The sequence below is a fragment of the Afifella marina DSM 2698 genome (assembly GCF_900102695.1).
Taxonomy (GTDB): Bacteria; Pseudomonadota; Alphaproteobacteria; order Rhizobiales; family Afifellaceae; genus Afifella; species Afifella marina.
Map to the genome: position 1 here is coordinate 253,318 of NZ_FMVW01000001.1, position 13,355 is coordinate 266,672.

12 protein-coding genes and 1 riboswitch are annotated in these 13,355 nt (G+C 65.4%); of the genes, 1 reads left to right on the forward strand and 11 read right to left on the reverse strand.

Annotated elements, in window-relative coordinates; translation table 11 throughout:
• Positions 1-29 precede the first annotated feature (29 nt).
• From BLP76_RS01135 to BLP76_RS01155, 5 genes are all read right to left on the reverse strand, one after another.
• Entirely contained in the window at positions 30-887 is an 858-nt protein-coding gene (locus BLP76_RS01135) for a transporter substrate-binding domain-containing protein (protein ID WP_092809056.1), read from the reverse strand.
• A complete protein-coding gene (locus tag BLP76_RS01140; RefSeq protein ID WP_092809057.1) occupies positions 884-2,503 on the reverse strand; it encodes an FAD-dependent oxidoreductase in 1,620 nt (539 codons plus the stop codon). Before BLP76_RS01140 ends, BLP76_RS01135 begins: the two co-directional genes overlap by 4 nt.
• A gap of 122 nt (positions 2,504-2,625) precedes the next feature.
• Positions 2,626-3,528 (reverse strand): LysR substrate-binding domain-containing protein, encoded by a 903-nt coding sequence (locus tag BLP76_RS01145; protein WP_092809058.1) that lies wholly within the window; start codon positions 3,526-3,528, stop codon positions 2,626-2,628.
• 289 nt (positions 3,529-3,817) lie between these two features.
• On the reverse strand, positions 3,818-5,206 hold the full coding sequence (locus BLP76_RS01150) for a sensor histidine kinase (protein WP_092809059.1): 1,389 nt from the start codon (positions 5,204-5,206) through the stop codon (positions 3,818-3,820).
• Entirely contained in the window at positions 5,203-5,862 is a 660-nt protein-coding gene (locus BLP76_RS01155; RefSeq protein WP_092809060.1) for a response regulator transcription factor, read from the reverse strand. The genes BLP76_RS01150 and BLP76_RS01155 overlap by 4 nt, the downstream gene beginning before the upstream one ends.
• Positions 5,863-6,002: 140 nt before the next feature.
• On the opposite strand from BLP76_RS01155, the gene BLP76_RS01160 reads away from it, so the two are divergent.
• Entirely contained in the window at positions 6,003-6,479 is a 477-nt protein-coding gene (locus tag BLP76_RS01160) for a hypothetical protein (protein ID WP_139163651.1), read from the forward strand.
• 78 nt (positions 6,480-6,557) lie between these two features.
• Here BLP76_RS01160 and BLP76_RS01165 read toward each other — a convergent pair whose 3' ends face one another.
• The 6 genes from BLP76_RS01165 to BLP76_RS01190 all read right to left on the reverse strand — a co-directional run bounded on the left by BLP76_RS01165 (position 6,558) and on the right by BLP76_RS01190 (position 12,946).
• Positions 6,558-7,058: a DUF4405 domain-containing protein gene (locus tag BLP76_RS01165; RefSeq protein ID WP_092809062.1), complete on the reverse strand. Its 501-nt coding sequence runs from the start codon at positions 7,056-7,058 to the stop codon at positions 6,558-6,560.
• A 230-nt stretch (positions 7,059-7,288) separates the two neighbouring features.
• Positions 7,289-8,194: a DUF1289 domain-containing protein gene (locus BLP76_RS01170; protein WP_092809063.1), complete on the reverse strand. Its 906-nt coding sequence runs from the start codon at positions 8,192-8,194 to the stop codon at positions 7,289-7,291.
• 39 nt (positions 8,195-8,233) lie between these two features.
• The gene (locus BLP76_RS01175) at positions 8,234-9,121 is read right to left on the reverse strand and encodes an ABC transporter ATP-binding protein (protein WP_092809064.1); all 888 of its coding nucleotides are present in this window, start codon (positions 9,119-9,121) and stop codon (positions 8,234-8,236) included.
• Entirely contained in the window at positions 9,118-10,143 is a 1,026-nt protein-coding gene (locus BLP76_RS01180; protein ID WP_092809065.1) for a FecCD family ABC transporter permease, read from the reverse strand. Before BLP76_RS01180 ends, BLP76_RS01175 begins: the two co-directional genes overlap by 4 nt.
• The gene (locus BLP76_RS01185) at positions 10,140-10,985 is read right to left on the reverse strand and encodes an ABC transporter substrate-binding protein (RefSeq protein ID WP_092809066.1); all 846 of its coding nucleotides are present in this window, start codon (positions 10,983-10,985) and stop codon (positions 10,140-10,142) included. Before BLP76_RS01185 ends, BLP76_RS01180 begins: the two co-directional genes overlap by 4 nt.
• On the reverse strand, positions 10,985-12,946 hold the full coding sequence (locus BLP76_RS01190) for a TonB-dependent receptor plug domain-containing protein (protein ID WP_092809067.1): 1,962 nt from the start codon (positions 12,944-12,946) through the stop codon (positions 10,985-10,987). Before BLP76_RS01190 ends, BLP76_RS01185 begins: the two co-directional genes overlap by 1 nt.
• Positions 12,947-13,063: 117 nt before the next feature.
• Positions 13,064-13,262, reverse strand: a riboswitch (cobalamin riboswitch).
• Positions 13,263-13,355: the final 93 nt, after the last annotated feature.

Below are 13,355 nucleotides of genomic sequence, written 5' to 3' on the forward strand. Positions count from 1 at the left end.
ACTGACTTCCCCTGGTACGAACACGGCCCTTATTGGCCGTCGAGGTAGCTCTCGTCCCATTCCAGGCGCTTGTGCTGCTCGGCGAGCCAATCGGACGGCTTCACCTCCCACTTCTTCTCAAGCTCCAGGAGCGTGCCTTCGGCCTGCCAGCGATAGGCCATGCCGGTCATGAAGACGCCCCAGGGCTTGTCGAGCTCTTCGATCGGCACCGCGGAGGCCCAGGGATTGTTGAAGAGGACGGAGACGGGCATCTCGTAGCCGTCCCATTCGCCGGAGGCGAGGTCGGCCATGATCGAGGCATCGTCATAGAGCCAGGCGACGCATTTGCCGGCGCGGAGCGCGGCCTTGCCCTCGGTGTTGCCGGTGAAGGCGACGAGGCGCGGCCCGTATTCGCGCTGAACCTGCTTGTTGTAATTGGCGCCCTGCTTGGCGCAGACCGGCTTGTCCTTGATGTCTTCCCAGCTCGCAATCGCGCCTTCCTTGGCCATCAAGGTCGGACCGGAGGTCCAGTAGGCCGGCTCGATGATGCCGATGATCTTGCGGCGCTCGGCCGTGTCGTACATGCCGCCGATGATCACATCGATCTTGCCCTGCTGCAGGAATTGCATGCGGTTGGCGGAGGTGACGACGACCGGTTCGAGATTGACGCCGAGCGTGTCGGCCACGCTCTTCGCCAGATCGATTTCGATGCCTTCCTGGGTGCCGTCGGTCGACGGAAACGACCAGGGTTTGAAGGCGCCGAGAACGCCAACCCGGACCGTGCCGCGGTCGAGGATTTCCTGCAGGCGGCCGTCGGCCGCCTCGGCCGGGGCGGTGACGGCGAGGAAGGTCGCGCCCGCCAATGCGGCGAGGACGGGGAGGCTTAGGACTTTCGCTATCGATTTCATGGCTGCATGTCTCCGGTTGGGGCTGGCATTGCGGTCGATCGATCGTTCGGGCGCTGACCGGTGCGAAACACCGTCCGCTGGTAGTTGAGGAAGCCCTCGACTTCTTCGGCTGTTCGTTCGGGCGTCCATTCGAGGAGATCGGCCACCGACCGGGCGGCCTCCTCCACCTCCTCGCGTGCGAGATGGCGGCGCCAGGCAAGGGCCGTGCGCGTGTAAAGAATGCCTTTGAGATCGCGCGCATGTTCATGCGTGACGGCATGGCGGAAGGCGGCGCGTCGGGCGTTGCCGGAGGGTTCCGGCTGCGACAGCCGCGGCGAGGTCTCGGAGATCCGCCAGGGCGAAGCGGACTTGCCGTTGGCGTTGGGTGCGGGGCCGAGTGCCGCCTCGGCACGTTCGCGCAGCACCCGGCCGGCGCTGCGATGCGACATCACCGGGCCTGCGGTCATGGCGAAGACGTTCGGCATGCCGTTCCGCGACAGGTCGTGGATCTCGCGCGAGCGGCGCCCCATCGGCAGCCCTTCGTCGAAGGTGAGGGGCCTGACCCCCGCCCAGGTGAAGGCGATGTCGGCGCGTGTGAGCTTGAGCCCCGGCAGAAGGTGCTTGGCTTCACCGAGAAGGAAGTCGATCTCCTCGTCGGTTGCGGCAATATCCTTGGCGTCGCCGTCGAAGGGCGTTTCCGTCGGTCCGAAATAGAAGAAATCCTCATGCGAGGGCATGGCGTAGAAGGGCATGCCCTGCCGGTGCATGGTGGCGATGCCGTAGCCCTGATACCTCTCAGGCAGGCGCACCATCATATGCGCCCCCTTGGTGCCGCGGATCAGCCGCTCGGGCCCTTCGCGTGGGTCGTCATGCGCGCCGGGAGCAGCCTCCGCATTGACCTCGTCGATCCAGGTGCCCGCCATGTTGAAGACGAGGCGCGCTCTTGCCGTCGCGATCGAGCCGTCCGTGGCCTCGAGCCGCAGGAGCCAGCGTTTTGCGGCATCCCGCTCGACGAGCTCCACGCGGCAGAAGTTCTTGACGACGGCGCCCTCCGCTTCCGCTTCGAGCGCGGCATCGACGCAGAAGCGTTCCGGCCAGTCGAAGACGTATTCGCGGTAGGTTGCCACGGCCTTGAGGCGGCCGAGATCGCGCAGGTCGCCCGCAAAGGGCAGGTGCCGTTCGAAATCGCCGGTGATCTTGCGGTATTCGAGAGGCGGCGCGCCCGGACCGATCCGCTCCAGAAGCCTGAGCCCGACATCGAGATGCCAGCTCTTCACCGGGCTTTCCGGATAGACCGGGAAGCACATCGTGAACGGTTTTACGCCGTCGGCCGCAGTCTCGGCGATCTCGTGTCGGGCCTCCATGCCGGCGCGCGCCATCTTCAAGGCCTGAAGGAAACGCAGCGGATGCAGGCCGAAGGTCGCGACCGGATTTTCGGCCTCGAAGTAACGCAATCCGCAATGCAGCATTCGCGAAGATCGGCTGCTCGCTCCGGCGGCGAAATCCTCCTTGTCGCAGAGAAGGACAGAATAACCCGCTTCGGTCAGTTCGCGAGCGGCACTTGCTCCGTTGATCCCGGCTCCGATGACAGCGACATCGCATTCAAGCCCGTCAAGGTTCGCAAGGGTGCTCGGCATATACTTCCCGGTTAGGCGACGTAGTGTCGCGACTATGTCGATAGCCTCGAAATGTTCAAAATTAAAAATATGCCGATGGTTATGCGCAAAAGGCATACCAAGATCGGATCGCTGCGACCGGCTCAGGACGGGACCTCGGCAAGCACTTTGTCCCGTTCCGTTTTTGCCAGCGCGAGCATGCGCTCGACCGCCGGGGTCGCCGCACGAAATTGCGGGCGAAGAAGAGCCACGCTGAAAGGAATGGCCGGGCGGAAGGGGATGAGGCGGATGCGATCGTCGTGCTGCAGGATCGCCGTGTAGGGATCGATGACGGCAATGCCGAGGCCCTGTTTCACCATCTCATAGGCGGCGCCGGAGAGGCTCGTTTCGCACAGCGCCTCCACGCGCACGCCTGAGGTGATGAGTGCCTGATCGAGAAGATGGCGGGCGGCGACGAAGGGCGTCCAGTAGATGAGAGGCCCCTTGGCGAGGTCGCTCGGCCCGAGACAGGAGCGACCCGCGAGATCGTGGTCGCTCGGCACCGCCGTCACATAGGGGGAATCGGAGAAGATCTCGGTATCGAAGCCGGTGCGGCGAACCGGCATTTCGGCAAAACCGAAATCGACCTGCTGGCCGGCCGCCCATTCCTCCACGGTGGGGGACATGCGGATGGCGAGGCTGACGCGGGTGCCCGGCCGCTCTTCGCGGAATCTGGCGATGACGCGCGGCATGAAGCTGAGGCCGAGGGCGGGCAGGATGGCGAGGTTGACCTGATCGCCCTGGCCCTTGGCGAGCCGTGTCGCCAGCGCCTGCAGGGAATCGAGCGAGACATAGGCCCGTTCCACCTCGTCGAGCAGCCGGCGCGCCTGCGGCATCGGCATGATCAGGCCCTTGCGGCGCTCGAAGAGAGCGAGGCCGAGATCGGCTTCCAGCCGGTCCAGCATGCGGCTCACCGCCGGTTGGCTGCGCCCCAAAATTTCGGCGGCGCCGCTGACGGTGCCGGTCATCATGACGGCGCGGAAAGCTGCAAGCTGTTGAAGGTTCAAGGCTGCCTCGCGTCAGGTGAGGTCGATCCGGCGGAACAGGAACGCGGCAATCGTCGCATCATTGAGCCCGGCTCTTGCCCCCATGTCCGAGCCCCGACGATCTGGCGCGGATATGCGGCTCGATCCTGCGCCACTGCGGGGGCGAGGAGATCCTGGTCGAGTTCACGAACATGATCGCAAATTTCAGCCCGGCTGGTGATGACATTGCCGTCAGTGTCGGTCGAGATCGCTCGTTTGGCCAGTCTCTTAATCAGCTAAAAGAACAATAAATCCGCCGCCGCCCTGAGCCTCATGCTGCACTGTCGGCAGTATGGGGCAGGGTGAAGCGAACTTCGAAACCTTCAGTCTTGCCGGGGACCGGCGAGGCGAAGGCGAGCTCGCCGCCGCCGCGCTCGGCGATGGTGCGCACGATGGCAAGGCCGAGGCCGCTGCCATCCTTCTTGTCGCTGGCGCGCGCAAATCGGGTTGTGAGCCGCGCAAGATCCTCCTCCGCCACGGGCGGGCAGGCATTGGCGACGGTGAGGATTCCGGCCTGCGACAGCCCGATATCGACCGGTTCGCCCGCACGTCCGTGCTTCAGGGCGTTTTCGATGAGGTTGCGGCAGAGAATGCCGAAGGCGTCGCGTTCCAGGTCGGACAGGACCGGTGCGTCCGGCATCTCAAGGTGCAGGCGGGGGGCGGCGCCGATACGGGCGAAATCGTCCACGATGAGCTTCAGGATCGGCCGCATATCGGCGGGGGTGTCGGTGCGCAGCCTGGCGCCCTCGGCACGTGCGAGCTGCATGAGTTTTTCCGACAGGAGATTGAGCCGCTTCAGCGTTGTCTCGATCTCCTTCGCACGCTCGGCAGCACTCGCGTCCTCGGTTTCGGCGCGCAGCCTTTGAGCCTGCGCGATCGCCCCGGCGACCGGCGTGCGCAATTCATGCGCCGCATTGGCGGCAAAACTCCGTTCCGCCTCGAAGGCGGCCCGCAGCCTGTCGAGAAGCTGGTTCATGCCCTGAACGATCGGTTCAAGCTCGCTCGGCAGGCCCCGATCCGAAAGCGCTGCAAGATTGCGGGCGCCGCGTTGCGAGAGGTCGGCGCGCAGCCGCCGGACGGGGCGCAGGCTGGTGCGCACGGCAAAGAAGATCGCCGCAAGGCTGAGCGGGATGACGATGAGGAGCGGCAGCCCGAGCGAGAGCAGCATCGCGCGCGCCATGGAGGTTCGGTGGGAGAGCGGCTCGGCAACCGCGATCGTCAGCCCGTCGCGACCGGCCGCATCGTAATAAAGGCGGTGCGTCGCCGTCTGACGGAATCCCTCGCGGGTGAAGGGAGGAAATGCCTCCTTCTCGGCATTGGCCGAGCGCAGCACCGTCTCTCCCTTCCGGTCGCGCACCACCCAGGTGAAGAAGCGGTCGTCCTTGTGCAGCCGCGCGATGCGCTCCGCTCGTGCCGGTCCGCCGCGGCGCTCACGACGCTCGTCGTTTCGGGATTCCTCGTCGCGCCGATGCTCGCGGCGGCTGTGCATGGCGAGCGGCAGAATGCGCTGGGCCGCGTCCTTCAGCGCCGCGTCGAAGAGCCCGTCCATTTCGTGACGGAGCTTTTCGGCCGTGAAGCTTGCCGCCGCGAGCCACAGGATCGTGACGGCGAGACCGAGCGCGAGCGCAAGCCGAAGCTGAAGGGAGCGGGGTGCGTTCATGGATGGCCGAGACGGTAGCCGAGGCCGCGTTCGGTCTCGATGATGTCGCGGCCGAGCTTCTTGCGCAGGCGGCTGACATGCACCTCGATGGCGTTGCTGTCGACCGTGTCGTCAAAGGAATAAAGCCGCTCTTCCAGCTGGGCCTTGGACAGGAGCTGGCCCGGACGCTGCACAAAGGCTTCAAACAGCGCCCATTCGCGGGCCGTCAGCGCCACGGCCTTGCCGTCGCAGTGGATGCTGCGGGCGGCGAGGTCGATGTCGAGCGGCCCGATCGTCACGATCGGATTGGGATTTCCCGAATAACGGCGGGCGACGGAGCCGATCCGCGCGGAGAGTTCGTCGAGATCGAACGGCTTGACGATGTAATCGTCGGCCCCGGCATTGAGCCCGTCGATGCGGTCGGAGATCTGGTCGAGCGCCGTCAGGATGATGACGGGCGTGACCGCCCCGCTCGTGCGTAGATTTTTGAGAAACGGCACGCCGCGGCCGTCCGGCAGCATGAGGTCGAGGAGGATGAGATCGAAGATTCCGGCGGAAAGCGTGTCGCGGGCCTCGTCGAGGCGTGTGACCCAGTCGACGGAATGGCCGTCGGCCTTGATCTGATCTCGCACCGCGGCACCGAGAACCGTGTCGTCCTCGATGAGAAGGACGCGCATTCCAATCCACCTTTTGTTTTGCTTCCGACGTTCTGCGTGATCTGCCTGACAGGAAGCTGACGGCATTTTCGCTGCGCCGTCAGCGCGTGATCAGACGGCGCGCCGATCTTCATGACATCAACATCGTCATGGAGAAAGAAATGACATCCAGAAAAACCCTTCTCGCCGGCGTGCTCATGGCCGCCACATTGTTTGCACCCGCGGCGAGCATGGCCGCATCGCCAAACGGCGCATCAGCGGTCGGGGTGCAGCAGATGGCAAATCGCAACGGCGATTGCAGCCCGCGTTCGGATTGGGGCCGCTCCAACCAGCAATATCGCTCCCACGCCTATCAGAAGCACGGCAAGCACGGTGCACAGGCCCGCTCGCGCAACGATGCCCGCAATGGCATGTGCGATGGCAGCGTCTGCAGCCGCAACTTCGATCGCGCGAAGCCGGGCAATTCCCAGCAAGGCATGAACGGTCGCAACAACGATCAGCGGCCCCGTTACGATCGCCGCGACGACCGCCGCGGCGACCAGCGCCCGGGCTACGATCGCCGGGACGATCGCCGACCATCGGCTCCGAACGGTCCGACGGGTGGCGCATCGCCGAGCAGCTATTTCGGCAATATCTGATCGGCTCCATCGAGGCGGATTGAAAAAGGGCCCGGCGCGGATCGCGCCGGGCCCTCTTCGTGTGACCTGAACGCGCTGTCAGCGCGCCGGCGTCAGGAGTGCGCCGATCGCCCGCATCTCGTTGGCCCCGCTCTTGGAAATCGCGTCGGCAATCGGCTGGTCGGGATCTGAAAGCTCGACGCCGGCAGAGCGCAGACGGGCCGCCACATCGTCGCCCGTCATGCCGAGAAGCGGTGCGACGGCAGAGGCCGAATTCGTCAGGATCTGATGCGAGAAGGCGAAGGGCGGAGGGCCTTTGCGCGTCTCGCCGCTTGTCGGCATGAGGAAGGGCAGCGAAATGAGAAGTGAGACGGCGAGCGCGATCACCATGGGCGAGCGCTTGAAGTAGTTCGTCAGCGGTCGCCAGTTTTTCCAGATGTGCAGGATGAAGGGCAGGATGAGCACCATGCTCAGCCATTCGTGCATGCCGTGAAAGCCGCTCGGGCCGACATGGAAGAAGAGGGCGATGCCGGAGATCAGGGAAACGATGAAAAGACCCGTGATGAAGGGCGTCGCGTAACGGTTGATGAGGGAGGGCATTGAAATCTCCTGACAGGACCGGGCCGGCTTGGGCCCTTGTCTCTGGCTTGGGTGTCGTCGCTTCGGCGCCGCGCCGCGGTGTCCCGCGCGGGCGTCTGTCAGGAGCGATGCGCCCCCTGCCTTACGACGAGCTGACGGAGGCAGGCGGAGATTGTCAGGAAGCGATCAGTCGGGGCGCGGCAAATTGCCGGCCATGGCAGCGCCGAAGCAATCGGCGCTGACCGTGTCGCCTAGCGGGCCGGATAGAAGATGGCGCAGGGCGCATAGGCTTTCGGAAGCTCGATCTCTCCCGGCATCTCCCGCCCGCCTGCGATCGCCTCCGCCTGAAGCTCCGGGAGGGCACTCTCAGGCCCGCCGGCGCCCGGCGTTGCGGACCGGGAATAGACTTCCATGCGACCGACCGATGTCAGGATGACGCGGTCGGCGGAGCCTTCCCGGATCTCGTGGCCGGCCTCGGCGAGAACCTGCTGCCACGGCCTTCCTTCAAGTTCCTGAAGCCGGTTTTGCAGCGCTTGATCCTTCGTGCGGAGGAAGATGCGGGCGATGGGGCTGCCCAAGCCGAGCTCGAAAGCCAGTGCGTCGCGATCGCCTTCGCGGATGGCGCCCTGGTCGGGTCCGGCCGCCTTGAGCGTGACGTCTGCGGGCGGTTGCAGCCTGCCGCGGGGCAGCGCCAACACGATGGCTTTCCCTTCCTCAAAGGCGAAGGCGCGCAGTTTCTCCGGCAGCCGCAGGCGCATCGCGCCCGAATGCGTGGCGACGGTGAGGGCGTTCTTGACCTCGGGCTGTTCGCCGGCCCCGACCGCGAATTCGCCGGAGGCGCCATCGATGCCGAAGACCCAGCTTCCCTTTCCAGGCCGCAGCGTGTCGCGCATGAACCGCGCGATCTCCTCGTCGTCCCAGTCGAGACGGGCGATCTTGATGCCGAGTTGGACGCGCCGTCCTGGCAGCACCGCGGTGATCTTGCGCAGGAGATCGTCGGGCGCACGGCTCCAGATGGCGATCTCGTCGCTCGTCCGTGCGCAGCCGCGACAAAAGCCGCTGCCTGCGTCGATCTCACAGACCCCGGTGCACGGGCTGACCGGTCGCCGGGATGAGGGGCTGGCTGAAATTTCGGAAATTCCTTGAGGGTTGGTCATTCTGATCCTTCGTCAATCGGCCTTGGGGGGGAATGGCCTTCAGGAATCGAGGGTCCGCCGTTGCTGAGCGGCATTGATGGGCACGATACGTCCGTGCCCGTTGGCAACAAGGGGAGGGACGAGGCGGTCCGTCTTCAAATCATGCAATTGTTGCGAGGCTTTCTGCCAGGGCACGATAAAGCGTCCGCCGGCATGGATGCCGGTCAAGGCGCGCACGCCGTAGCATTGGGCGATGATCTCGTCGGTGAGAACATCCTCGGGCGCGCCTTCGGCGGCGACCCGTCCGCGATCGAGGAGCACGAGACGGTCGCAGAAGCGCGAGGCGAGGGTGAGGTCGTGCAGCACGACGACGATGCCGGTGCCGCGGTCTCGGGTGCTGCGCAACAGCTCCATGACATTGAGCTGATGCAGGGGGTCGAGCGCATCGACGGGCTCGTCGGCAAGCAGCGTCTCGGCTTCGACTGCGAGGGCGCGGGCGAGGAGAACCCGGGCGCGTTCGCCGCCGGAGAGCGTCTGCACGTTGCGTTCCGCGAAGTGGGCGATGCCGGCCGTCTCCATCGCGGCGCGGATGGCTTTGTCATCGGCGCGCCTGTCGCGCGCGGCGAAGAGGCCGGAATAGGGCAGGCGGCCGAGAGCGACGACCTTTTCGACGGAAAGGGGCCAATCGACGGCGGCATCCTGCTTCAGATAGGCGAGGCGGCGCGCCAGGCTGCGTCGCGGCACGGATGAGGCGAGCTTGCCGTCGTAGAAAACCTCGCCGAGCTCCGGTTTGCGCAGACCGGCAATGACCTCAAGCAGGGTCGATTTGCCGGCGCCGTTCGGGCCGATGAGCCCGACCAATTCGCCGGGGCGGGCGACGAAGTCCACACTCTGCAGGATCGTCGCGTCGCCTCTTTTCACGCCGATGCCGGAGGCTGAGATGATCATCTGAGGTCTCCACGCATGCGCCAGACGAGCGAGAACAGGAAGGGTGCCCCGATAACGGCCGTCACGACGCCGAGTTTCAGCTCCGGCTGCGTCGGCAGGAGACGGACGGCGATGTCGGCGGAAAGCGTCAGGATCGCGCCGCCGAGCGCGCTGGCCGGCAGAAGCAGGCTGGGGCGGTAGGCGACGAAGGGGCGCAAGAGATGCGGCACGACGAGACCGACGAAGCCGATCGTGCCGCTGACGGCGACGGCACCGCCGACGGCGAGGGCCACCCCGCCGACGAGGAGGGCCCGCGTGATGCGCAGATCGAAGCCGAGGCTCGTTGCCGTGTCCTCGCCGAGCGCCAGGGCATCGAGCGCGCGCGACGTCAGGAAGAGCGCAATGCAGCCGGCCACGATCGGCGGCAGCGCGATGGCGACATGCGTCAGGCTGCGATCGGCGAACGAGCCCATCAGCCAGAACATGATTTCGGTGGCCGCGAAGGGATTGGGCGACAGGTTGAGAACAAGCGAGACGAGCGCGCCGGCAAGGCTGTTCACCGCAATGCCGGCGAGGATGAGCGTCGCCGTGTTGGCGTTGCGCCCGGCGACGGCGAAGAGAAGAAGGCCGGCGGCAAGTGCTGCCACGATCCCGCCGATCGGCAGAAGCAGCGAAGAGACGGCGGCAAGCCCGGAATAGAAGATGACGACGGCGCCGAAAGCGGCAGCGCCTGAAATGCCGATGATGCCGGGTTCGGCGAGCGGATTGCGCAAGAACGCCTGCATCACGGCACCGGCAAGACCGAGTGCGAAGCCGACGAAGAGCCCGAGAATGGCGCGCGGCAGCCGGATTTCGATGAAGACGAGGGCGCCGAGATCGTCTTTTCCGGAGAGCGCGCTGTGGAGCGCGGCGCCGAAATCGAAGGGGCCGTAGCCGATCGCAAGCGACAGGACGAAGGCGACGAGAAGCGTGAGCGACAGGATGCCGAGAAGCCTGCGGTACCCGGCCGCCGACCCGGTGGCTTGAAGCGCGATCTCACTCATTGCCGCGCCCTCGCTTTGTCGGCCGCCTGGCGCAAGACCTCGACCGCTTTGAAGATGTCCGGCCCGCCGCACATCCACAGACGCTGCGGGACGGAGACGATCTCCATCGGCCGCGGCATGCGCGAGAGCACCGGATGGTGCAGGATCTCGTTGGCGACGGCCGGCGCGTCGCGATAATCGCCGACGACGAGAACGTCGGGCGACAGGGCCACGAGTTTTTCGAGCGGCAGCCGGCTGTAGCTTTCAAGACCCTTTTCGGCGGCGAGATTTTCAAGGCCGGCGAGCGAGATGAGAACGTTGATGATCGAGCCGGCGCCGACCGTATAGCCGTTCGGCTCGTAGACGATCGCCGACGGGCGCTTGGAGGCCGACACGTCTTCGGTCGCAAGCCGCGCCTCCATCTCCCGCACCATCGCCTCCGCCCGCGCCTCCTGGCCGAGGGCTTCGCCGACGCGGCGGATCTGGGCTTCGACGTCGGGGATCGAGCGCGGCACGTCGAGTTCAACCACATCCACACCGATCCGCTTCAACAGATCGACGGTCATGCGCTTGGTGTAGCGTCCGGCAAAGACCATGTCGGGTTTGTAGCGCATCACCTCTTCGGCGAGACCGCGATTGCGCGGAAAGGCGCTGGCCTCCTCGGCGAGGTTCGACATGGAGGCATCGCGTGAGAAATAGCTGAGCGAGGCGATCTGATCGGGATCGGCAAGCCGCATCAAAAGCTGGTCGGCACACAGATTGATCGAGACGATGTGCTGCGGCCTCGCCGCCGCCGGAGGAGCGTCGGCGACGGCGAGGACCGCAAGGGCTGCCAGACAATACGTGAGCCAACGCCCAGGCATCAGAATGTCAGCCGAACTCCGGCATAGGCGCTGACGCCTTCCCGGTCATAGCCCCACTGATCGTAGGCCTTCTCGTCGAGGAGGTTCTCGACGCGCCCATAAATCTGTGTGTTGTCGGTGATGTCGTAGGAGGCGGCGACATCGACGAGCGTGTAGGGGTCGAGGGTGATCGTCTCGCGGTTCATGTAGAAGGCGTCGGTCCACACCCAATCCGTCTGCTCGCCGCTGTAGTCGACGGAGACGTTGACGTTGGCGCGGCCCTGAAGGAAGGCGTAATTGACGACGAGGCTGGCGACGTTCTGCGGCCGGCGGATCAATTTCTCACCGGTCGCATCCTCGCCGTCCGTATAGGTGTAGGAGCCGGTCACCGTCAGATTGTCGAGCGGCTCCACCGTGAGGGCGACTTCCACGCCGTCGATCTTGGATTCCCCGGGCTGGTTGATCGAGCTCTGGCCCGAGCCGGTGATGAGGTCGGAGATCTCCTGATTGAAATAGGTGACGTCGAGCGAGGCGCGGTTCGCCCAGAATGCCTGCGTGACGCCGACGTCGAAGCCCTTCGCTTCCTCCGGCTCGAGATCCGGATTGCCGCGATAGGTGTTGGTGTAGCCGTAGAGTTCGAAGAGCGTCGGGTTCTTCACCCCGGTGCCGTAGGAGGCATGCAGCTTGGTGCCGGTCCGGCGGAGATTGTAGGCGCCGGTCAGCCGGTAGGTGGTGGCGTCGTCGAAGAGGTCGTTCTGGTCGTGGCGGAGGCCGGCGGTGAGCGACAGGTCTTCAAACAGGCTGAGCTGATACTGGCCGATGAAGCCCGTCGAGGTGATCGAGCGATCGAAGGACGACCAGGCGCTGTCGGAGACGGCGCTGTCTTCGCCCCGCTCGACCCCAAAGGTGAGCGTATGCCCGGCATCCGCGATGGCGGGCGTATCGAACATGAAGGTCGAGCGGTAATCGAACTGCAGCCGCTCGCCTTCGTAGCTGCTGGTCACAATGGTCGGGTCGAGATCGCGATAATCGCGGGTCTGATCGGTGTAGGAGATGCCGGCGAGCTGCTCCCAATGCCCGTCGAGGAGCGTCACCTTCGCCTGGGCGCGGGTGAAAAGCTGATCGCCCTTCATGTCCTGGTTGGAATCGAGCGGGCCGGTATGGCCGACGGAGGGCAGAAACCCTTCCGAATCGAGATCGGTGCGCAGGCGCGTATAGCGTGCGACGCCCGACAGGTTCAGCCAGTCGGTGACGTCGACGCCGCCCTTGGCGAAGAAGGTACCGTTCTCGTAGCCGTCGTCTTCCGGATTGCCGAGGCGTTTGTCGGCGACGGAAACGCCATCGGTGCGCACGCCGGAGGCGCCGGCGAGAAAATCGTAATTGGTACCCGCCGTGCCAATGGTGGCATTGCCGCTCAGCGTCTTGTGCGAGCCGGCTTCGAGGCGGCCGGTCAGATGCGTGCCGGGTTCGGCTCTGCGGGTGATGATGTTGACGACGCCGCCGATCGCGTCGGAGCCGTAGAGCGCGCTCTGCGGCCCGCGCAGCACCTCGATGCGTTCGATGTTGTCGGCGAGAAGATGCGCGAAATCGAATTCCGAGCCGCGTGCCGGATCGTTGACGGGGATGCCGTCGACGAAGATCTTGGTCTGGTTGCCTTCCGAGCCGCGGATGCGAAGCTGCGTGAACTGACCGCGCGGGCCGGCCGCATTGACGATGACGCCCGGCACCTGGCGCAGCGCTTCCGTCGCGTCGTGGATGTTCTGCTGTCTCAGCTCTTCGCCGGTGATGATCGTGACAGCACTGCCGACCTCCGTGAGGGGCGTTGCCGTCAGGTTCGCGGTGACGGAGAGCTCGGGAAGTTCGATGACATCATCGTCCTGCGCGGCAGCCGGTGATAGGCCGGCGGTGACAAGAAGGCCGGCGCAAACGGCAACGAAGCGTTGCGGCGGGACGCCTTCACGCGAGGGGCGGGAGAAAAACACGGGACGACCTCAAGGGCGGCGCACGGCCGGTTGGCACATCACCGCGATCGAGGACGCTTCATGCGCAGATGCTCATGAAGTCTATCCCATCGGCACACCCCCGACCGACGTGACCGCGCGTGACCACGGTTGACGGCAGGTCTCCTGACTTGCGGGTCATGATCGCGTCGCCGCCTTCCCGGTACCCTCGGGGCCAGTGGCATTGTGACGAGCGATTCGCCGCTCACAGTTGCGGGGACAGTCGCGGATTTGAGCATCGCCCGCACCGCGTTCCCTTTTCAGCCTCCAAGGAGGCACCGTCGAAAGGACGGGACCACGATCTCCGCCGTCGCGTCAAGATGAATCGCTGGCGCATGGAGTTGATTTTAAGTCGCTTTCGTTCTCGTCGGCGACCGATGAAGCTTGCCGA

Bases quoted from the DNA above. Each gene is read 5' to 3' on its own strand.
- BLP76_RS01135 (WP_092809056.1), bottom strand. From the start codon at position 887: ATGAAATCGATAGCGAAAGTCCTAAGCCTCCCCGTCCTCGCCGCATTG.
- BLP76_RS01140 (WP_092809057.1), bottom strand. From the start codon at position 2,503: ATGCCGAGCACCCTTGCGAACCTTGACGGGCTTGAATGCGATGTCGCT.
- BLP76_RS01150 (WP_092809059.1), bottom strand. From the start codon at position 5,206: ATGAACGCACCCCGCTCCCTTCAGCTTCGGCTTGCGCTCGCGCTCGGT.
- BLP76_RS01155 (WP_092809060.1), bottom strand. From the start codon at position 5,862: ATGCGCGTCCTTCTCATCGAGGACGACACGGTTCTCGGTGCCGCGGTG.
- BLP76_RS01160 (WP_139163651.1), top strand. From the start codon at position 6,003: ATGACATCCAGAAAAACCCTTCTCGCCGGCGTGCTCATGGCCGCCACA.
- BLP76_RS01165 (WP_092809062.1), bottom strand. From the start codon at position 7,058: ATGCCCTCCCTCATCAACCGTTACGCGACGCCCTTCATCACGGGTCTT.
- BLP76_RS01170 (WP_092809063.1), bottom strand. From the start codon at position 8,194: ATGACCAACCCTCAAGGAATTTCCGAAATTTCAGCCAGCCCCTCATCC.
- BLP76_RS01175 (WP_092809064.1), bottom strand. From the start codon at position 9,121: ATGATCATCTCAGCCTCCGGCATCGGCGTGAAAAGAGGCGACGCGACG.
- BLP76_RS01180 (WP_092809065.1), bottom strand. From the start codon at position 10,143: ATGAGTGAGATCGCGCTTCAAGCCACCGGGTCGGCGGCCGGGTACCGC.
- BLP76_RS01185 (WP_092809066.1), bottom strand. From the start codon at position 10,985: ATGCCTGGGCGTTGGCTCACGTATTGTCTGGCAGCCCTTGCGGTCCTC.